We start from the raw sequence: 20339 nt of genomic DNA on the forward strand, positions 1-20339 counted from the left end.
GTTTTCGGCGGCCGCGTGGCAATGCGCATCCACAGGATGTGCGGTGACGCGGAAACGCTTCCTTTACAATACGGGTCGATTCGGCGTCGCGAAGGGGAGTCGCGCGTCACGGCAAACCTCAACAAAGAGAGGGCTACATGAAGTTTATCGTCTGGCTGATCCGGGTATTGGTGTTCGTGCTGCTGCTGGTGCTCGCACTGGCCAATACGCAAACCGCGACGCTGAATTTCCTTGCCGGCTACGCATGGCAAGCGCCGCTGATCCTGATCGGCCTCGCGTTCTTCGTCGTGGGGCTGCTGGCCGGTCTGCTGTCCGCGCTGCCGGCGATCTTCCGTCTGCGCCTCGAGAACGGGCGCCTGAAGCGCGACCTGCGCGCGGCCCGTGAAACCCCGGTCGTCGTCGATCAGCCGCCGATGCCGCCCGTCATTTAATACGGACGCCGCGCGAATCTCGCGCGGTTTTCGTCTCTGCTTCGATATTTCGCATGGATCTGGATTTCTGGTGGTTGCTCGCAATTCCGGTGGCGTTTGCGCTTGGCTGGGCGGCGTCACGCTATGACCTGAAGAACCTCCTGTCGGAGAGCGCCAACCTGCCGCGATCGTATTTCCGCGGCCTGAACTTTCTGTTGAACGAACAACCGGACAAGGCGATCGACGCGTTCATTGAGGTCGCGAAGCTCGACCCCGAGACGGTCGAACTGCACTTCGCGCTCGGCAACCTGTTTCGCCGCCGCGGTGAAACGGACCGTGCGATCCGCGTGCACCAGAATCTGCTGAGTCGCACGGACCTGCCGGTGAACGAGCGCGACCACGCGCTGTATGAACTCGGCCAGGATTTTCTGAAAGCCGGCCTGCTCGATCGTGCCGAAGAGGCGTTCCACCGGCTCGCCGACGGCGACTACGCGCTGGGTGCGCAGCGGGCGCTGCTGACGATCTACGAGATCGAGAAAGACTGGAACAAGTCGATCGATACCGCGAAGCGGATCGAGTCGATGAGCGACAAGCCGCTCGGCATCGAAATCGCGCAGTTCCACTGCGAACTCGCGCAGGACGCACTGCAACGCAAGAACGCCGCGGCAGCGGCCGAACAGCTGAAGCTCGCGCTTGCCGCGAACCCGCAGAACGTGCGCGCGACGATACTGTCCGGCGATGCCGCTTCGGCGGCGGCCGATCACGCGGCCGCGATCGAGCACTGGAAGCGCGTCGAAGCGCAGAATCCGGCTTATCTGCCGCTGGTCGCCGACAAGCTGATGAAGGCCTATGTCGCGCTCGGCAAGCCGGTCGAGGGTGCCGAGCTGCTGATGGGCTATGTCGAGCGTTATCCGTCGAACGACCTGCTCGAAATCGCGTATCAGCACATCGCCGGGTTGCGCGGCCAGGAGGCCGCGCATACGCTCGCACGCACGCAGATGGAGAAGTCGCCGAACCTGTCCGGCATGCTGCACCTGCTCGACGCGCAGATCGCGGCCGCCGACGAGCCGCGCCGTAAGGAACTTGAAATGATGCGCGCGCTGATCAAGCAGCGCACCAAAAATCTGCCACGCTATACGTGCCAGAATTGCGGTTTCCGGGCCCGGCTCTTCTACTGGCAGTGCCCCGGATGCAGCGGCTGGGAAACCTATGCGCCGCGCCGCGTCGAACCTGCGATGCCGGGCTGATCCCGGCGTGCGGCGCCGACGCGCTGCGGTTGCCGCCGGGTCCGGCCCGGCGGCCAAGTTAGTCAATTACCGGGACGTACCGGAACATCTATGAAAATCACCATCATCGGCACCGGCTATGTCGGTCTTGTCACGGGCTCCTGTCTCGCCGAGATCGGCCACGATGTCTTTTGCCTGGATGTCGATCAGCGCAAGATCGACATCCTGAACAACGGCGGGATGCCGATTCACGAACCGGGCTTGCTGGACATCATTGCGCGCAACCGCGCGGCAGGACGTCTGCGCTTCTCGACGGACATCGCGGCGAGCGTCGCGCATGGCGAGATCCAGTTCATCGCGGTTGGCACGCCGCCCGACGAGGACGGGTCGGCCGACCTGCAATACGTGCTCGAGGCCGCGCGCAACATCGGCCGTCACATGACGAGTTTCAAGGTGATCGTCGACAAGTCGACGGTGCCGGTCGGCACCGCGCAGCGCGTGTGTGCCGTGGTCGACGAGGCGCTCGGCGCTCGCGGGCTCGCGGGCAGCGTCGCGCACCGGTTCTCGGTCGTATCGAATCCGGAATTCCTGAAGGAAGGCGCGGCAGTCGAGGACTTCATGCGCCCGGACCGAATCATCATCGGCGTCGACGACGACGAGACGGGCACGGTGGCCCGCGAGAAGATGAAGAAGCTGTATGCGCCGTTCAACCGCAACCACGAGCGCACGATCTACATGGACGTGCGTTCGGCGGAATTCGCCAAGTATGCGGCGAATGCGATGCTCGCGACGCGCATCTCGTTCATGAACGAGATGTCGAATCTCGCCGACAAGGTCGGCGCCGACATCGAAGCCGTACGCCGCGGGATCGGCTCCGATCCGCGCATCGGCTATCACTTCCTGTACGCGGGCGTCGGTTACGGCGGCTCGTGCTTCCCGAAGGACGTGCAGGCGCTGATCCGCACCGCGGGCGAAAACGGCCAGCCGCTGCGCATCCTGGAGGCTGTCGAAGCCGCCAACTCCGCGCAGAAGGATGTGCTGATCGGCAAGATCGAACAGCGCTTCGGCGCGGACCTGACTGGCCGCGAATTCGCGGTCTGGGGCCTTGCGTTCAAGCCGAATACGGACGACATGCGCGAGGCGCCGAGCCGCCGGCTGATCGCCGCGCTGCTCGAGCGTGGCGCGACCGTGCGCGCGTACGATCCGGTCGCGATCGAGGAAGCGCGCCGTGTGTTCGCGCTCGATTTTGGCGAGGCTTCCGACGCGCTTGCGCGCCTCCATTTCGTCGATACCCAGGACGCGGCCGTGACCGCCGCGGATGCGCTCGTGATCGTCACCGAGTGGAAGGAATTCAGGAGCCCGGATTTCACGCGCCTGAAGGCCGAACTGAAGGCGCCGGTGATCTTCGACGGGCGCAACCTGTACGAGCCGGACGCGATGGCCGAACTCGGCATCGACTACCATGCGATCGGGCGTCCGCATGTCGCGCCCCAGTCCCTCTCCCGTGGATGAACGCACGATGACTACCCTTCGAGAAGTGGTGCCGGTACCGCGTGCGCAGCTCGCGGGTTCGCGCGTGCTCGTCGTCGGGGACGTGATGCTCGACCGCTACTGGTTCGGCAACGTCGACCGCATTTCGCCGGAAGCGCCGGTTCCCGTCGTGCATGTGCAGCGTCAGGAGGAGCGCCTCGGCGGCGCGGCCAACGTCGCGCGCAACGCCGTGACGCTTGGCGGTCAGGCCGGGTTGCTGTGCGTGGTCGGCTGCGACGAACCGGGCGAGCGGATTGTCGAGTTGCTCGACAGCAGCGGCGTGACGCCTCATCTCGAGCGCGATGCGTCGCTGCCGACGACGATCAAGCTGCGCGTGCTCGCGCGTCAGCAGCAATTGTTGCGGGTCGACTTCGAGGCGGTGCCGACGCACGAGGTGCTGCTCGCCGGGCTCGCACGTTTCGATGCACTGCTGCCGCAGCACGACGTCGTGCTGATGTCGGATTACGCGAAAGGCGGCCTGACGCACGTGACGACGATGATCGAAAAGGCCCGCGCGGCCGGCAAGCCGGTGCTCGTCGATCCGAAGGGCGGTGACTGGGCGCGCTATCGCGGCGCATCGCTGATCACGCCGAACCGCGCCGAATTGCGCGAAGTCGTCGGTCAGTGGCAATCGGAAGACGACTTGCGCGAGCGTGTCGCCAGGCTGCGTGCGGATCTCGATCTCGACGCGCTGCTGCTCACGCGTTCGGAAGAGGGGATGACGCTTTTTTCCGCAGCGGGCGAACTGCATGCCCCGGCGCTTGCGCGCGAGGTGTATGACGTGTCCGGCGCGGGCGACACCGTGATCGCGACGGTCGCGACGATGCTCGGTGCTGGCGTGCCGCTCGTCGATGCCGTCGTGCTCGCGAACCGTGCGGCAGGCATCGTGGTCGGCAAGCTCGGTACGGCCACGGTAGACTACGACGAACTGTTTCACTGAGCGCATTCGGCGGCGCGCCGCACGGATGTCTCGTAATTTTTCAGGCAGAACGATCATGACCATCATCGTCACCGGCGCAGCCGGTTTTATCGGCGCGAACATCGTCAAGGCGCTCAACGAGCGCGGCGAGTCGCGCATCATCGCGGTCGACAATCTGACGCGCGCGGACAAGTTCCGCAACCTCGTCGATTGCGAGATCGACGACTATCTCGACAAGACGGAATTCGTCGAACGCTTCACGCGCGGCGATTTCGGCAAGGTACGCGCGGTGTTCCACGAAGGCGCCTGTTCGGACACGATGGAAACCGATGGCCGCTACATGATGGACAACAACTTCCGCTACAGCCGCGCGGTGCTCGATGCGTGCCTCGCGCAGGGCGCGCAGTTCCTGTACGCGTCGTCGGCCGCGACCTACGGCGGCTCGACACGGTTCGTCGAGGAGCGCGAGGTCGAGGCGCCGCTGAACGTCTACGGCTATTCGAAGTTCCTGTTCGACCAGGTGATCCGCCGCGTGCTGCCGAGCGCGAAGAGCCAGATCGCCGGGTTCCGCTACTTCAACGTGTACGGCCCGCGCGAGACGCACAAGGGCCGCATGGCATCGGTCGCGTTCCACAACTTCAACCAGTTCCGCGCGGAAGGCAAGGTCAAGCTGTTCGGCGAATACAACGGTTATGCGCCGGGCGAGCAGACGCGCGACTTCGTGTCGGTCGAGGACGTCGCGAAAGTGAATCTGTTCTTCTTCGATCATCCGGAGAAGTCGGGCATCTTCAACCTCGGCACCGGCCGTGCGCAACCGTTCAACGACGTCGCATCGACGGTCGTGAACACGTTGCGCGCGCTCGACAACCTGCCGCCGCTGACGCTCGCGCAGCAGGTCGAGCAAGGGCTGATCGAATACGTGGCGTTCCCCGACGCGCTGCGCGGCAAGTACCAGTGCTTCACGCAGGCCGACCAGACGAAACTGCGTGGTGCCGGCTACGATGCGTCGTTCCTGACGGTGCAGGAAGGTGTCGACCGCTACGTGCGTTGGCTGTCCGGCCAGGTTTAAACGCACGCGCTGCATCGCTAGACTGGGTCTCACGGTCGGCAGCCGCCGATCGTTTTCATCGGAGATCCAGCACATGATCAAAAAATGGTTTGCCGCGGCCGCGATGCTCGGTGCGATCGCGTCGGCATGGGCGGCCGTCGACGTCAACACCGCGAACGAAGATGCACTCGTCGGCATCAAGGGCATCGGGCCCGCGCGGGCAAAGGCGATTCTCGACGAGCGCGGCGCACGCGGCCCGTTCAGGAATGCAGAAGATCTCGCGTCGCGCGTGAAGGGCATGGGCGGCCATACGGTCGAGCGCCTTCAGCAGGAAGGGTTGACGATCGGCGCGGCCGGTTCGGTTGCGACGGCACCGGCCGCGGGCAAGCCCGCTGCGGCGAGACCTGCCGCGGCGCCTGCCCGCACTGCGCAGAAGTAACGCACACGAGACGAAAGGCTCCTTCAGTCGCCGTCGTTGCGACGGCTTCCCGCGGCATGCCGCGGGTTTTTTGCGTCATGCCGCGTGCGGCAGACCTATTCCATCGTCGCAAAGGGGTTGCCGGCGCGAGCCTCCGCGCTGGTTTACAATCAATTGATTGATCGGCCTCGCACTCACGGTATCTCCATGGCTTACAAAACTATCGAAGACACGATCGGCAACACGCCGCTCGTGCAATTGGTCCGCCTGCCGGACGACGAGATTCGCGCACGCAACAACGTGGTGCTCGCAAAGCTGGAAGGCAACAATCCGGCTGGTTCCGTGAAGGATCGTCCGGCGCTGTCGATGATCAGCAAGGCCGAGGCGCGCGGTCGCATCAAGCCGGGCGATACGCTGATCGAGGCGACGAGCGGCAACACGGGCATCGCGCTCGCGATGGCCGCGGCGATCCGTGGCTACAAGATGGTGCTGGTCATGCCGGAGGACCTGTCGGTCGAGCGTCGCCAGAGCATGGCCGCTTACGGCGCCGAAATCATCCTGACGCCGGTAAAGGGCGGGATGGAACTGGCGCGCGACCTCGCGGAGCAGATGCAGCGCGAAGGCAAGGGCGTGATCCTCGATCAGTTCGGGAACCCCGACAATCCGGTCGCGCACTACGAAGGAACGGGTCCGGAGATCTGGCGCGACACTGAAGGGCGCATCACGCACTTCGTGTCGGCGATGGGCACGACGGGCACGATCATGGGCACGTCGCGCTATCTGAAGGAACAGAATCCGGCGATCGAGATCGTCGGCGCGCAGCCGGAAGACGGGTCGCGCATTCCGGGCATTCGCAAATGGCCGGAAGCCTACATGCCGACGATCTTCGATCGCAGCCGCGTCGATCGCGTCGAGAGCGTGAGCCAGGCCGCGTCGGAAACGATGGCGCGCCGGCTCGCGGCCGTCGAAGGCATCTTTGCCGGTATTTCGTCGGGCGGCGCATGCGAAGTCGCGATGCGCATCGCCCGCCAGGTCGAGAACGCGACGATCGTGTTCATCGTCTGCGACCGCGGCGACCGCTATCTGTCGACCGGTGTGTTTCCTGCCTGAGCCCGATCGGCATCCGCAGGGGCAAGCGATAAAAAAAACGCCGCATAAGCGGCGTTTTTGCTTTGCGCGGGCCGTGCTTACTGCGCCGGCGTCTCCGTATCCGCGGCAGGCAGCGGCAGCGCGCCGTTCGCTTCCATCTGCGCCTTCACGGCTTCGCCGAGCTGGTACACGGTGAGCGCATAGAAGAAGCTGCGGTTGTAGCGCGTCAGCACGTAGAAATTCTTCAGGCCGAGCATGTATTCGGTCGCGCGTCCCGGCGACGGCAGGTCGACCACGGTGACCGGCGTGCCGGCTTCGGTGGTGATGTTGACCATCGGCTCGTTGAGGGTCATGCCGGCGCGCAGCAGTTGCGACAGCGCCCAGTGCGGCTCGGGCTGACCGTCCGCGGCTGCCTGTGCGATGCCGAGACTGCCCGTGTCGGGCGTGATGCGCCAGACCACCGGGCGGTCGGTCTCCCAGCCATGCTGCTTCAGGTAGTTCGCGACGCTGCCGATCGCATCGGCAGGACTGCTGCGCAGATCGACGTGGCCGCCGCCGTCGTAGTCGACCGCATATTCACGGATGCTGCTCGGCAGAAACTGCGGGATGCCGATCGCGCCCGTGTACGAGCCGAGCACGGTGGTCGGGTCGAGCTGGTTGTCGCGGGTCCAGACCAGGAAGTCCTCGAGGTTCTTGCGGAACGTTGCCTGGCGGCTGTCGCGATTCGGCGTGTCCGGATAGTCGAACGTGAGCGTCGTCAGCGCATCGAGCACGCGGAAGTTGCCCATGTAGCGGCCGTAGATCGTTTCGACACCGATGATGCCGACGATCACTTCGGGCGGCACGCCGAATTCCTGGGACGCGCGCTGCAGCGTCGCCTGGTTCGCCTTCCAGAATTTCACGCCCGCGTTGATGCGGATCGGTTCGATGAAGCGCGAACGATAGACGCTCCAGTTCTTCACCGAAGGCGTCGGCGCCGGCTTCACGAGCTTGACGGCGGTGGCCGAATAGCTGATGCGCGAGAACAGCGCATGCAGGCTCGCGGAATCGAAGCCGTTGCGGCTCGCCATCTCGTCGATGAACGCATCGACCTTCGCGTTGTTCGCGTAACGCTGCGGAACGATTTCCTCTTCGAAGGTCTGACCTTGCGGCGCCGGCTGCTGCGGTTGCGCCTGCGCGACGCGCGTGCCGGAGGACTTCGCAGGCTGCGTCTGCGCGACGGCGGGCGCGGCGGCCAGCGTAGCGGCGACGGCAGCGGCCGCGAGCGGAACGCGAACGCGCAACAGTGCGGAGAGAAGGGCGGCGGGCTTGCTGGAATTCATGTCGAAGCGGGCGGACAGGGCGATGGGGTTCGGCGCAGTATACCCGACGCATCCTGCGTGCCGGGGCGAAGCAGCGCACCGTTGTGGTAAGTTAGCGGCGAATTCGCGGCAGACGATGAACATCATTGATGGAGACTCGTGGCGCACCTTGCGTCGCGGATGACAGCTTATGGCAACCGCCTTCTATACGCACCCCGATTGCATGCTGCACGAGATGGGGGAATGGCATCCGGAATGCCCGGCCCGACTGTCGGCGATCCAGGATCAGCTGATCGCGAGCCGCATCGACGACCTGATCGTGCATGAAAGCGCCCCGTTCGCGAGCGAGGTGGCGCTGGGCCGCGTGCATACGCAGGCCCATATCGATTACATCCGCAGCATGACGCCCGTCGACGGCTACGTCGAGATCGATCCCGACACGCTGATGAACCGCGACACGTGGCGCGCCGCGCTGCGTGCTGCCGGCGCCGCGATCGCGGCGACCGACGCGGTGATCGAAGGTCGCTACGCGAATGCGTTCTGCAGCGTTCGGCCGCCCGGCCATCACGCGGAACCCGCGCGTGCGATGGGCTTCTGCTTCTTCAACAACGTGGCAATCGCCGCGCGGCATGCGCTCGACGTCCACGGTCTCGAGCGCGTCGCGATCATCGATTTCGACGTGCACCACGGCAACGGCACCGAAGCCGCGTTCGCGAACGACGAGCGCGTGCTGATGTGCAGCTTCTTCCAGCATCCGTTGTACCCGTTCTCGGGCGCCGATCATCAGGCGCCGAACATGGTCAACCTGCCGATGCCAGCACGCAGCAACGGGATGGCGATCCGCGAAGCGGTCGACATGTTCTGGCTGCCGCGTCTCGACGCGTTCAAGCCGCAGATGCTGTTCGTGTCGGCCGGTTTCGATGCGCATCGCGAGGACGACATCGGCAACCTCGGTCTCGTCGAGGCTGATTTCGAATGGCTGACCGCGCAGGTCGTCGACGTCGCGCGCCGGCATGCGCAGGGCCGCATCGTGAGCTGTCTCGAGGGCGGCTACAACCTGTCCGCGCTCGGCCGCAGCGTCGTCGCGCACCTGCGCGTGCTGGCCGGCATTTGACCGGCAGGCGGCGCGGCAGCGCGGCAGCGCGCGTTCAGCGCGCCGGCACGCGCGCGTGAATCCACGCGATCAGCGCATCGATCACGCGATCGCGCTCGAGATCGTTCATCGTCTCGTGGAACCCGCCTTCGTATAGCGTCAGCGTGCGATCCGGCGAGCCGACGTGGGTGCCGAATGCGCGGCTCCCGTCGGGCTCGGTCAGCTTGTCCTCGGTGCCGTGATAGACGAGCACCGGCACGCGCAGTGCACCGCGGCCGCGCTCGATGCGCGCCATCGCGTCGAGGATTTCGGCACCCGTGCGCGCTGGCACCGCGCCATGGTGAACAAGCGGATCGGCACGATTGGCCGCGACGACGGCCGGATCGCGCGACAGCAGCGCCGCATCGATCCGGATTGCGGGGAAGGTCGGCCATGCACGGCTGATGAAGCGGCTCATCGCGAGCATCCAGCGCGGCACGTCGCGCCCCGGCGCGAGCGCCGGGCTCGACAGCACGAGACCGGCCAGCGCGTGGCCGCGGGCGGGCACGCGTTCGATCGCATACAGCGCCGCGACGGCGCCGCCCATGCTGTGCCCCATCAGGAAGAGCGGCGTATCGCCGCAGGCGGCTTCGGCAACGAGCGCATCCGCATCGTTCAGGTAACCGTCGAAACGCTCGACCCACGCGCGTTTGCCGGGCGACTGGCCGTGCCCGCGCAGATCGATCGCCAGCACGTCGATGCCGGCCGCGTTCAGTCTGGCCGCCAGCGCCGCGTAACGACCCGCATGCTCGGCGAGGCCGTGCACCAGCGCGAGCGTCGCGCGCGGCGGCACCGTGCCGTCGCCGGCCGGCCAGCGGTACGACGCCAGTTCGAGTCCGTCCGCAGTGCGCAGCCGGCCCATGCGCGGAGCGGGCGGCGACGCCGGCTCCGGTGCTGCGGTGACGGGTGCGGCGGCCGGCGTGGTGGTGGCGGTCATCTGGCGGGTCCCCTGTTCGTTGGCATCGGTGTTCCGGATCATAGTCGCCGCATTCCCGAGGCGGCCAGCAGCGCCCCTCTAATTTCGTCTGGTTATGAAAAGATCGAAATCGATTATTAAGGGGAATGAGGCGTTTGCGGTAAAATCGCCGGCTATTCCAGATGCATCGGCGGCCGACTGGCGGGCCTCGCCAGCCGGCCGCCGTTTTTTGTTTACATGATCGAATTACGCAATCTGTCTCAGCGTTTCCCCGGGCCGACCGGTTGGGTGGACGCGTTGCACAACGTCAATCTGACGATCCCGCAGGGCGAGGTGTTCGGCATCATCGGCCGAAGCGGCGCCGGCAAGAGTACGCTCGTGCGCACCATCAACCTGCTTACGCGGCCGACCGAAGGCAACGTCGTCGTCGGCGGGCGCGATCTCACGCTGCTGCCGGCGGGCGCGCTGCGCGAAGCGCGACGCGAAATCGGCATGATCTTCCAGCACTTCAACCTGCTGTCGTCACGCACGGTGTTCGACAACGTCGCGCTGCCGCTCGAGCTGGCCGGTGCAAGCCGCGCCGACATCGAGGCGGCCGTGCTGCCGCTGCTCGACCTCGTCGGGCTGTCCGCGCAGAAGGACCGCTATCCGGCCCAGATCAGCGGCGGCCAGAAGCAGCGCGTCGGCATCGCCCGCGCGCTCGCGAGCAAGCCGAAGGTGCTGCTGTCGGACGAAGCGACGTCGGCGCTCGACCCCGAGACCACGCGCTCGATCCTCGATCTGCTGAAGCGCATCAACCGCGAACTCGGCCTGACGATCGTGCTGATCACCCACCAGATGGAAGTGATCAAGCAGGTATGCGATCGCGTTGCGGTGCTCGACGCGGGCCGCGTGGTCGAAGAAGGCCGCGTGATCGACGTGTTCCTGCAGCCGCATCACGAAGTGACGCGCGCGCTGATCGGCGACGTGATCGCGCAGGAGCTGCCGCCGGCGCTGAAGGCACGGGTGGCCGAGCGACTGAAGACGGGCAGCGGGCATTTGCTGCGGCTTGCGTTCACCGGCTCGGGTGTCGACCAGCCGATCCTGTCGGAGACGATCCGCCGGTACGAACTTGATTTCAACATCCTGCACGGCCAGATCGACGAGATCCAGGGTCAGGCGTTCGGGTCGCTCGCGGTGCTCGCGGGTGGCGAACCGGGCAAGGTCGGGCAGGCGCTCGCGTTCCTGCGCGAGCAAGGTGTGGTGGTAGAGGAGCTTTCGTATGTTGAGTGAGATGTTCGATATGTTCGTGCAGTCGTTCTGGGAGACGCTGATCATGGTCGGCATCTCGGGAGCGGTCGGCGCACTCGTCGGGCTGCCGCTCGGCGTGCTGCTGTACCTGACCGACCGCCAGGGCGTGCTGCAGAACCTCGGCATGAATCGCGTGCTCGGCGGCATCGTGAACGCGGTGCGCTCGACGCCGTTCATCATCCTGCTGGTCGCGGTCATTCCGCTCACGCGGCTGGTCACGGGGTCGTCGATCGGCACGGCCGCGGCGGTCGTGCCGCTGACGCTCGCGGCCGCGCCGTTCGTCGCGCGGCTGGTCGAGACCGCGCTGCGCGAGGTCGACCGCGGGCTGATCGAGGCCGCGCAGTCGATGGGCGCGACGACGTCGCAGATCGTGTTCAAGGTGCTGCTGCCCGAATCGCTGCCGGGCATCGTCGCGGGCCTGACGATCACGTTCGTGTCGCTCGTCGGCTATTCGGCGATGGCCGGTGCGATCGGCGGCGGCGGGCTCGGCGATCTGGGGATCCGCTACGGTTACCAGCGCTATCTGCCGGAAGTGATGTGGACGGTCGTCGCGATCCTGATCGTGTTCGTGCAGATCGTGCAATCGTTCGGCGACTGGCTCGTGCGCCGGCTGAGCCACAAGTAAAAACGACATCCAACCATTGGGGGAGACGATGCAACGACGTTTCATGCTGAAGTTCGCGGCCGCACTCGGCGCGGCCGCGCTGTTCGCGAGTGCACATGCGCAGGCCGAAACCATCAAGGTGGGCGTGACGGGCGGCCCGCACGCGCAGATCATCGACGTGGTGAAGAAGGTCGCGGCCAAGAGCGGCCTCGACATCCGCGTCGTCGAATTCTCCGATTACGTGCAGCCGAACGCGGCGCTCGCGTCGGGCGATCTGGACGCGAACAGCTACCAGCACGATCCGTATCTGCAGGCGCAGGTGAAGGATCGCGGCTACAAGCTGATCAAGGTCGCCGAGACTGTCACGTTCCCGATGGGTATCTATTCGAAGCGCGTGAAGTCACTGGCCGAGCTCAAGCCCGGCGCGCGCGTCGCGGTGCCGAACGACCCGACCAACGGCGGCCGCGCGCTGCTGTTGCTGCAGAAGCAGGGGCTCCTGAAGCTGCGCGCGGACGCTGGCCTCAAGGCGACGCCGCTCGACATCGTCGACAATCCGCGCAAGCTGAAGATCGTCGAACTCGATGCGGCGCAGATTCCGCGCTCGCTCGGCGACGTCGACGCGGCCGCGATCAACACCAACTACGCGATGGAAGCGGGGTTGAAACCGAAGCAGGACGCGATCGCGATCGAGGGCCCGAACGGCCCGTACGCGAACGTTCTCGCGATTCGCGAGGCCGACCGGAGCAAGCCGTGGGTCGCGAAGCTGGTCGCCGCCTACCATTCGGCGGAAGTGAAGCAGTTCATCGAACAGAAGTTCGGCGGGGCGGTTATCGCCGCCTGGTAACACGATGTATAGGGCGCGCCCGGCGACGATTAGAGGCGATGATCGAAAACCCGGGCTTTGCGTCCGGGTTTTTTCTCTTTTAAAATAGAACGACCGTTCGCTATTGCCGGCGCGCCGAAGAGGAGCGCTATCCTCGATAGCCGCGATGGATGGGTCCGCTGGGCCGCGCAGTCATGAGGCCTCGCTATAGAATGGCCTCTGGTCGTATTCGTAACTTTGGAGCGTGTGCATGAAAATCCTGGTGCCAGTGAAAAGAGTGGTCGATTACAACGTGAAGGTCCGCGTGAAGTCGGACAACACGGGCGTCGACATCGCGAACGTGAAGATGTCGATGAACCCGTTCGACGAAATCGCGGTGGAAGAAGCGGTGCGCCTGAAGGAAGCGGGCGTGGCGACCGAAGTGATCGCGGTGTCGGTCGGTGTCACGCAAGCGCAGGAAACGCTGCGCACGGCGCTGGCGATCGGCGCGGATCGAGCAATCCTGGTCGAGTCGAACGACAGCGTCGAGCCGCTGGCCGTCGCGAAGATCCTGAAGGCGCTGGTCGACAAGGAGCAGCCGCAACTGGTGATCCTCGGCAAGCAGGCAATCGACGACGATTCGAACCAGACGGGCCAGATGCTGGCCGCACTGGCCGGCCTGCCGCAAGCGACGTTCGCGTCGAAGGTGACGATCGCCGACGGCAAGGCAACCGTTGCACGTGAAGTCGACGGCGGCGCGGAAACGCTGTCGCTTCAACTGCCGGCGGTCGTGACCACCGACCTGCGCCTGAACGAGCCGCGCTACGTGACGCTGCCGAACATCATGAAGGCGAAGAAGAAGCCGCTGGAAACCGTGAAGCCGGAAGACTTGGGCGTGGACGTCGCGCCGCGTCTGAAGACGCTGAAGGTGGTCGAGCCGCCGAAGCGCGCGGCCGGCGTGAAGGTGCCGGACGTGAAGACGCTGGTCGAGAAGCTGAAGACCGAAGCCAAGGTGCTGTAAGAGGGAGCGGAAAGAAATGACGATTCTGGTGATTGCAGAACACGACAACGCGTCGATCAAGGCCGCGACGCTGAACACGGTGGCGGCGGCAGCGAAGATTGGCGGCGACATCCACGTGCTGGTCGCGGGCCACAATGCGCAGGCGGCTGCAGACGCAGCGGCGAAGATTGCAGGCGTCAGCAAGGTGCTGCTGGCCGACGCGCCGCAGCTCGAAGCGGGTCTGGCGGAAAACGTCGAAGCGACCGCGCTGAACATCGCGAAGGACTACTCGCACATCCTCGCGCCGGCCACGGCCTACGGCAAGAACATCGCACCGCGCATCGCCGCGAAGCTGGACGTCGCACAGATCTCGGACATCACGGCGGTCGATTCGGCCGACACGTTCGAGCGTCCGATCTACGCAGGCAACGCGATCGCGACGGTGCAGTCGAGCGACCCGATCAAGGTGATCACGGTGCGTGCGACGGGTTTTGATCCGGTTGCGGCCGAAGGTGGCAGCGCATCGGTCGAGAAGATCGAAGCGGCAGCCGACGCAGGCAAGTCGCAGTTCGTGAGCCGTGAAGTGACGAAGCTGGACCGTCCGGAACTCACCAGCGCGAAGATCATCGTGTCGGGCGGCCGCGGTCTGGGCAGCGGCGAGAACTATACGAAGGTGCTGGAGCCGCTGGCGGACAAGCTGTCGGCGGCACTGGGCGCATCGCGCGCCGCAGTCGACGCCGGCTTCGTGCCGAACGACTACCAGGTCGGCCAGACCGGCAAGATCGTCGCACCGCAGCTGTACATCGCGGTCGGCATCTCGGGCGCAATTCAGCACTTGGCCGGCATGAAGGATTCGAAGGTGATCGTCGCGATCAACAAGGATCCGGAAGCGCCGATCTTCAGCGTGGCCGATTACGGCCTCGTCGGCGATCTGTTCGCGCTCGTGCCGGAGCTCGTGAGCGAGCTCGGCTGACGCGGCAGGCCGCTTCGGCGGTAAGCACGCAGCAAGACAAGGGGCGCGATGAGCGCCCCTTTTTTGTGGCATGCAGACGAGGGCGGGGTGTCCTGCGCTATGCAGAGCCGCGATTGCGCAAGGCTGCGCGGAGCATGCACTCGTGCAGGCTGGTGGGCCCGCAGCGTCGATCGTCGGCGTGAAGGGCAACGAACGGCAAGCGACGTTGCGCGCCGCCAACGCGTTCGCTGCAACGAAAAAGGCGCCCCAAGGGGCGCCTTTCCATCGCTGCCGACCGTCCTGCGTCGCCGCAGGCCGTTCCGACTTATGCGTATGCCGGGCGCGTCTGTCCGGCCACGTCCTTCAGGTAGCGATGCACCGACAGGTCGTCGGCCTGAATCGCCGGCTTCTTGCCCGAGATCAGGTCGGCGAGCAACTGGCCCGACCCGCACGACATCGTCCAGCCGAGCGTGCCGTGGCCGGTGTTCAGGAACAGGTTCGAGACCGGCGTGCGGCCGACGATCGGCGTGCCGTCCGGCGTCATCGGGCGCAGGCCCGTCCAGAACGTTGCCTTCGACGTATCGCCGCCGCCAGGGAACAGGTCGTTCACGCACATTTCGAGCGTTTCGCGGCGCGCGGCGCGCAGGTTCTTGTCGAAGCCGACGATCTCGGCCATGCCGCCGACGCGGATGCGTTGGTCGAAACGCGTGATGGCGATCTTGTAGGTCTCGTCGAGCACCGTCGATACGGGGGCGGCCGTCTCGTTGACGATCGGCGCGGTGATCGAATAGCCCTTCAGCGGATAGACCGGGATCTTCATCAGGTTCGAGATGAAGCTGGTCGAGTACGAGCCGAGCGCGACGACATACGCATCCGCGCGCACCGTCTCGCTGCCGCACTGCACGCCGGCGATCCTGCCGCCCGCGATCGCGAGCGCGTCGATCGGCGTGTTGTAGCGGAACTTCACGCCGAGCGATTCCGCGAGCGCCGCGAGGCGCGTCGTGAACAGCTGGCAGTCACCCGTTTCGTCGCCCGGCAGGCGCAGGCCGCCCGTCAGCTTGTGCGACACGGCGGCGAGCGCCGGTTCGGCGTTCTTCAACTCGGCCGGCGACAGCAGTTCGAACGGCACGTTTGCTTCCTGCAGCACCGCGATGTCCTTCGCCGCGCCGTCGAGTTGCTGTTGCGTGCGGAACAGTTGCAGCGTGCCGCCCGTGCGCCCTTCGTACTGGATGCCGGTATCGGCGCGCAGCGCCTGCAGGCAATCGCGACTGTATTCGGCGAGGCGGACCATGCGGCCCTTGTTGACTGCATAGCGGTCGGCCGTGCAGTTGCGCAGCATCTGCCACATCCACTGGAGCTGGAAGCGCGTGCCGTCGAGGCGGATCGCGAGCGGCGCGTGCTTCTCGAACATCCACTTGACGGCCTTCAGCGGCACGCCGGGCGCGGCCCACGGAGCCGCATAGCCGGGCGAGATCTGGCCAGCGTTCGCGAAGCTCGTCTCGAGCGCCGGGCCGGCCTCGCGGTCGATCACCGTGACTTCATGACCGGCGCGCGCGAGGTAATACGCGCTTGCCACGCCCACCACACCGCTGCCCAGAATGACGACTCGCATAGCTGCTCCAGATGGAAGGGATCAGGTCGAGGCCGGGCGCACCTGCGTCTCCGTGTAACCTCTAGCTGATCTAGTTTTTTGAGCTATGGTATTGTCGAATGTATAGGTTTTGTTATCGTATTTTTCAGGTTTTCAGAATAAATAAATGAGAACGCAACGCCAGCCAGTACGCTCGCTCGACAAGCTCGACCGCCGCATCCTCAAACTGCTGCAGGACGACGGCCGGATGGCGATGAAGGACCTCGCGGAACAGGTCGGGCTGACCGTGACGCCGTGTATCGAACGCGTGCGGCGCATGGAGCGCGACGGCGTCATCACCGGCTATCACGCACGCGTCGATCCGGGCCAGCTCGGCGCCGCGTTGCTGGTGTTCGTCGAGATCACGCTCGGCCACAAGGGCGGCAACATGTTCGAGCAGTTCCGTCGCGAAGTGATGAAGATCGACGAGGTGCTCGAATGCCATCTCGTGTCCGGCGACTTCGACTACCTGATCAAGGCGCGGATCGGTGAAATGGCCGACTATCGCAAGCTGCTCGGCGACATCCTGCTGCAACTGCCCGGCGCGGTGCAGTCGAAGAGCTATGTCGTGATGGAGGAAATCAAGGAAACGCTGACGATTTCGGTCGGTCAATGACCGCTGCAGCGGCCGGTTGCCGGCCCCGCTGTCGGACCCCTTATCTCGCCCTTGGCATGCTGCACCCAATACTGTATAAATATACAGTATTGGGTGCAGGCGAATGGGTGAGCGCATGGACGGCCGGTCCGACAACGAATTTCCGATAGCGCCGCCGGCGCCCCGCAAGGGGCGCGGTGCGGTCGACAACCTCCAGGGGCGGTACGAAACGGCGCTGCGCGAAGCGGTCGACGACGGCTGGGCGCACGAATCGGACGACGCCGATCTGCCCGCGCCGCTGCGCACCCAGGTGTTCGAGGAGCGCGCGAAGAGCATCCTGACGCACAACCAGTCGCCGGACATTCCGTTCAGCGTGTCGCTCAATCCGTATCGCGGCTGCGAGCACGGGTGCATCTACTGCTTTGCACGGCCGACCCACAGCTATCTCGGCCTGTCGCCGGGGCTCGACTTCGAGAGTCGCATCTATGCGAAGGTCAATGCGGCCGAACTGCTCGAGCGCGAGATTTCGCGCAAGCGTTACGTGCCGGAGCCGATCGCGCTCGGCGTCAACACCGACGCATACCAGCCGGTCGAGCGCGACCTGCGCATCACGCGCGGCGTGATCCAGGTGATGCACGATCGCGGGTTGCCGTTCGCCGCGATCACGAAATCGTCGCTGATCGAGCGCGATCTCGACCTGCTTGCCCCGATGGCCGAGCGCGGGCAGGTGATGGCGGCGGTCACGATCACGACGCTCGACGCCGATCTCGCGCGCACGCTCGAGCCGCGTGCGGCGACGCCGGCGCGCCGGCTGCGTACGATCCGCGCATTACGCGACGCGGGTGTGCCGGTGGGTGTCAGCATTGCACCGGTGATCCCGTTCGTCACAGAGCCGGACATGGAGCGCGTGCTGGAAGCCTGCGCGGAAGCAGGCGCGACGCATGCGAGCTACATCGTCCTGCGGCTGCCGTGGGAGGTCGCGCCGCTGTTCAGGAACTGGCTCACCGCGCATTTCCCCGATCGCGCGGAGCGCGTGATGAACCGCGTGCGCGACATGCGCGGCGGGAAGGACTACGACTCGGATTTCTCGAAACGAATGAAGGGCGAGGGGATCTGGGCCGACCTGTTGCGGCAGCGTTTCCGTCAGGCCGTCAAGCGGCTCGGGTTGAACGAGCGCACGAACGGCATTCTGGATCTGTCGCAGTTTCGCGGCGCGCCGGCCGCCGCGGTGGCCACTCGGCGCACCGTGGTGGGCGCAACCGGCGCGAAGTCGCGTGACGACATGCAGTTGAGCCTGTTCTGACCGGTGCGCGTCGGCGCTTACTGCGAAATCTGCTTCGCCGCTTCGACTTGCGATTCGAAATACGTCTGGAACGACAGCGCGAGCGCGGTCATCAGCAGGAACGCGCCGATCAGCAGCGAGAAGATCACGATGAAGATCACCGTCCAGCCCGACCGGCTGTGCTTGCCCGTATCGGCATTGAATTGCGCGTCCCATTTCTCGTCGGGGCGCAGGCCGTAGACGAGCGCGGCGAGGAACGCGGCCAGCAGCGAGATCGCACCCGGCACGGCGAGCCACCAGCCGAGGCTGGCGCTGCGCTGGGTCGCGGCGAGCAGCATGAAACCCGGAATCCCGACGATCGTCGCGAGCAGGTGCGCCCAGCCGTACACGTCGCGCAGGCCATACAGGTAGAAGCGATGCGCACCGAGCGAACCGAGCAGGAACGCGAGGGCGGCGGTAAGCGTCTTGGAGCGGAAGCGGCGGGACGGTGCGGTGCTGCTGGACATGGCTGGCGGCGGATTATCGTTGGCGTGGCGGCCGGCAGGCCGGCGCGGGGCGCTTGGCCCGGCACGCATTCTACGATGCGCGGTCGGGCCCGGTCACCCCTCGCCTGCGTCAAGGTGCCGCATAGGTGACGCGGTAGATGGCGCCGGCATAGTCGTCGCTGACGAGCAGCGAGCCGTCCGGCAGCGGCAGCACGTCGGCCGGGCGTCCCCACACGGTGCCGTCCGCGCGCAACCAGCCGGTGACGAACGGTGTCTGGCGCGCGTGGCTGCCGTCGGCCGACACGACCGCGCGCATCACGCGATAGCCGACCTTCGTGCTGCGGTTCCACGAACCGTGCTCGGCAATGAAGACGTTGTTGCGATACGACGCCGGGAACATCGGTCCCGTATAGAAACGCATGCCGAGTGCCGCGACGTGCGCGCCGAGTTTCAGCACGGGCGGCACATGGCGGCGGCACACGTCGACGCTCCCGAATTCGGGGTCGGGCGTGTCGCCGCCATGACAGTATGGAAAGCCGAAGTCGAGGCCCGCGCGCGGCGCGCGGTTGAGCTTGTCGTCGGGTACGTCGTCGCCCATCAGGTCGCGCCCGTTGTCGGTGAACCACAGCTCGCCCGAATCGGGGTGCCATGCGAAGCCGACGGTATTGCGCACGCCGCGGGCAAATACCTCGCGGCCGCTGCCGTCGGCGTTCATGCGTGCGATGATCGCGTAGCGGCTGCGATCGGCCAGGCACACGTTGCACGGCGCGCCGGTCGGCACGTAGAGCTTGCCGTCGGGGCCGAACGCGATGAATTTCCAGCCGTGATGATGATCGGTCGGCAGCGCGTCCGTCACGACCGCCGGCGCGGGCGGCCTGGCGAGCCGGTCGTCGATGTGGTCGAGACGCAGGATGCGCGACACGGCGGAGATATAGAGCGCACCGTCGCGATACGCGACACCGACGGGGATGTCGAGCCCCGATGCGATCACGTAGCGGGCAGTGATCCGGCCCTCCTGCATCACGAAGGCATGCACGCGGCCTTCCCGCGAGCCGACATACAGGATCCCGCGCGGCGACCACGCCATTTCGCGGGCGGTCGGCACGGCGTCGGTCAGTACATCGACGTGAAAGCCGGGCGGCACGACGAGTTCGCCCACCGGCGGGGCGCCGCAAGCCGCAGTGGCTGCGAGGCAGATGACGAAGCCGGTCAGCAGGCCCGTGAGGCGATGCTGCGCGCGGCACACCGGGGCGACGCGAAATGGCGACATGGCGGCGGGGAGCGTCGTGAACACGACGATTGTATGCCCGGCGAATACGGCGTCCGCGGAATTTTTGCGCGTAAGTGTTTGTTGTGGCTTTGGTTTCCGGCTATAATCGCACGTTTCAGTAGTTTCGAACCCGGTTTCCCCGAAGGATTTCATATGGTTATCATCCGTCTGGCTCGCGGCGGCTCGAAGAAGCGCCCGTTCTACAACATCGTTGCTACCGATTCGCGCAACCGTCGTGACGGCCGCTTCATCGAACGCGTCGGCTTCTACAACCCGGTCGCCACGAAGGGCGAATCGCTGCGTATCGCTCAAGATCGCCTGACGTACTGGCAAGGTGTTGGCGCGCAACTGTCGCCGACCGTCCAGCGTCTCGTGAAGGAAGCGCAAAAGGCGCAACCGGCCGCCTAACATGGCGCGGTGTGCCGGTCGTGCCGGCTGCA

At 65.7% G+C, this 20339-nt stretch carries 21 protein-coding genes; 16 read left to right on the forward strand and 5 right to left on the reverse strand.

Going from position 1 to position 20339, the window contains the following annotated elements; translation table 11 throughout:
• Positions 1-137: 137 nt before the first annotated feature.
• The 7 genes from LMA02_RS04805 (at position 138) to cysM (ending at position 6661) form a co-directional block, all read left to right on the forward strand.
• Entirely contained in the window at positions 138-431 is a 294-nt protein-coding gene (locus LMA02_RS04805) for a lipopolysaccharide assembly protein LapA domain-containing protein (protein WP_006756794.1), read from the forward strand.
• Positions 432-484: 53 nt separating this feature from the next.
• Positions 485-1657, forward strand: a complete 1173-nt coding sequence (lapB, locus tag LMA02_RS04810; protein ID WP_166722804.1) for a lipopolysaccharide assembly protein LapB — start codon at positions 485-487, stop codon at positions 1655-1657.
• A gap of 90 nt (positions 1658-1747) precedes the next feature.
• Positions 1748-3148, forward strand: coding sequence for a UDP-glucose dehydrogenase family protein (locus LMA02_RS04815; protein ID WP_228907119.1), 1401 nt, complete (start codon positions 1748-1750; stop codon positions 3146-3148).
• Positions 3149-3155: 7 nt separating this feature from the next.
• The gene (gene rfaE1, locus LMA02_RS04820) at positions 3156-4106 is read left to right on the forward strand and encodes a D-glycero-beta-D-manno-heptose-7-phosphate kinase (protein ID WP_166722806.1); all 951 of its coding nucleotides are present in this window, start codon (positions 3156-3158) and stop codon (positions 4104-4106) included.
• Positions 4107-4161: 55 nt separating this feature from the next.
• On the forward strand, positions 4162-5154 hold the full coding sequence (gene rfaD / locus LMA02_RS04825; protein WP_228907120.1) for an ADP-glyceromanno-heptose 6-epimerase: 993 nt from the start codon (positions 4162-4164) through the stop codon (positions 5152-5154).
• A gap of 73 nt (positions 5155-5227) precedes the next feature.
• Positions 5228-5572: a ComEA family DNA-binding protein gene (locus tag LMA02_RS04830; protein WP_228907121.1), complete on the forward strand. Its 345-nt coding sequence runs from the start codon at positions 5228-5230 to the stop codon at positions 5570-5572.
• 186 nt (positions 5573-5758) lie between these two features.
• Positions 5759-6661 (forward strand): cysteine synthase CysM, encoded by a 903-nt coding sequence (cysM, locus tag LMA02_RS04835; RefSeq protein WP_228907122.1) that lies wholly within the window; start codon positions 5759-5761, stop codon positions 6659-6661.
• A 77-nt stretch (positions 6662-6738) separates the two neighbouring features.
• Here cysM and mltB read toward each other — a convergent pair whose 3' ends face one another.
• A complete protein-coding gene (gene mltB / locus LMA02_RS04840) occupies positions 6739-8088 on the reverse strand; it encodes a lytic murein transglycosylase B (RefSeq protein WP_228907123.1) in 1350 nt (449 codons plus the stop codon).
• A 43-nt stretch (positions 8089-8131) separates the two neighbouring features.
• Between mltB and LMA02_RS04845 the strand changes: the two genes are divergently transcribed.
• Complete coding sequence (locus LMA02_RS04845; protein ID WP_228907124.1) at positions 8132-9055, forward strand: histone deacetylase family protein; 924 nt, start codon at positions 8132-8134, stop codon at positions 9053-9055.
• Positions 9056-9089: 34 nt separating this feature from the next.
• Here LMA02_RS04845 and LMA02_RS04850 read toward each other — a convergent pair whose 3' ends face one another.
• The gene (locus tag LMA02_RS04850) at positions 9090-10010 is read right to left on the reverse strand and encodes an alpha/beta hydrolase (protein WP_228907125.1); all 921 of its coding nucleotides are present in this window, start codon (positions 10008-10010) and stop codon (positions 9090-9092) included.
• Positions 10011-10226: 216 nt separating this feature from the next.
• Here LMA02_RS04850 and LMA02_RS04855 point away from each other — a divergent pair, with 216 nt between their 5' ends.
• The 5 genes from LMA02_RS04855 (at position 10227) to LMA02_RS04875 (ending at position 14658) form a co-directional block, all read left to right on the forward strand.
• Positions 10227-11261, forward strand: coding sequence for a methionine ABC transporter ATP-binding protein (locus LMA02_RS04855; protein ID WP_006750741.1), 1035 nt, complete (start codon positions 10227-10229; stop codon positions 11259-11261).
• On the forward strand, positions 11251-11904 hold the full coding sequence (locus tag LMA02_RS04860) for a methionine ABC transporter permease (protein ID WP_006750740.1): 654 nt from the start codon (positions 11251-11253) through the stop codon (positions 11902-11904). Before LMA02_RS04855 ends, LMA02_RS04860 begins: the two co-directional genes overlap by 11 nt.
• A gap of 28 nt (positions 11905-11932) precedes the next feature.
• Positions 11933-12727, forward strand: a complete 795-nt coding sequence (locus LMA02_RS04865; protein ID WP_228907126.1) for a MetQ/NlpA family ABC transporter substrate-binding protein — start codon at positions 11933-11935, stop codon at positions 12725-12727.
• A gap of 229 nt (positions 12728-12956) precedes the next feature.
• Entirely contained in the window at positions 12957-13706 is a 750-nt protein-coding gene (locus tag LMA02_RS04870; RefSeq protein ID WP_228907127.1) for an electron transfer flavoprotein subunit beta/FixA family protein, read from the forward strand.
• 16 nt (positions 13707-13722) lie between these two features.
• Positions 13723-14658 carry an electron transfer flavoprotein subunit alpha/FixB family protein gene (locus LMA02_RS04875; RefSeq protein WP_166722814.1) on the forward strand — a complete coding sequence of 312 codons (936 nt, stop codon included), beginning with the start codon at positions 13723-13725 and terminating at the stop codon, positions 14656-14658.
• Between the two features lie 304 nt (positions 14659-14962).
• On the opposite strand, the gene LMA02_RS04880 is transcribed toward LMA02_RS04875, so the two are convergent.
• Entirely contained in the window at positions 14963-16249 is a 1287-nt protein-coding gene (locus LMA02_RS04880; protein WP_228907128.1) for a D-amino acid dehydrogenase, read from the reverse strand.
• 145 nt (positions 16250-16394) lie between these two features.
• On the opposite strand from LMA02_RS04880, the gene LMA02_RS04885 reads away from it, so the two are divergent.
• Together LMA02_RS04885 and LMA02_RS04890 are read left to right on the forward strand one after the other, a co-directional pair.
• The gene (locus LMA02_RS04885; protein ID WP_006753168.1) at positions 16395-16883 is read left to right on the forward strand and encodes an Lrp/AsnC ligand binding domain-containing protein; all 489 of its coding nucleotides are present in this window, start codon (positions 16395-16397) and stop codon (positions 16881-16883) included.
• A 103-nt stretch (positions 16884-16986) separates the two neighbouring features.
• The gene (locus LMA02_RS04890) at positions 16987-18165 is read left to right on the forward strand and encodes a PA0069 family radical SAM protein (protein WP_228907129.1); all 1179 of its coding nucleotides are present in this window, start codon (positions 16987-16989) and stop codon (positions 18163-18165) included.
• Between the two features lie 17 nt (positions 18166-18182).
• Here LMA02_RS04890 and LMA02_RS04895 read toward each other — a convergent pair whose 3' ends face one another.
• Complete coding sequence (locus LMA02_RS04895) at positions 18183-18650, reverse strand: NINE protein (RefSeq protein ID WP_228907130.1); 468 nt, start codon at positions 18648-18650, stop codon at positions 18183-18185.
• Positions 18651-18759: 109 nt separating this feature from the next.
• Positions 18760-19899, reverse strand: a complete 1140-nt coding sequence (locus LMA02_RS04900; RefSeq protein WP_228907131.1) for a PQQ-dependent sugar dehydrogenase — start codon at positions 19897-19899, stop codon at positions 18760-18762.
• A gap of 153 nt (positions 19900-20052) precedes the next feature.
• Between LMA02_RS04900 and rpsP the strand changes: the two genes are divergently transcribed.
• A complete protein-coding gene (gene rpsP, locus LMA02_RS04905; protein ID WP_006476550.1) occupies positions 20053-20307 on the forward strand; it encodes a 30S ribosomal protein S16 in 255 nt (84 codons plus the stop codon).
• Positions 20308-20339 lie beyond the last annotated feature (32 nt).

Origin of the sequence: Burkholderia sp. B21-005 (genome assembly GCF_020843965.1) — a bacterium.
Taxonomy (GTDB): domain Bacteria; phylum Pseudomonadota; class Gammaproteobacteria; order Burkholderiales; family Burkholderiaceae; genus Burkholderia; species Burkholderia ambifaria.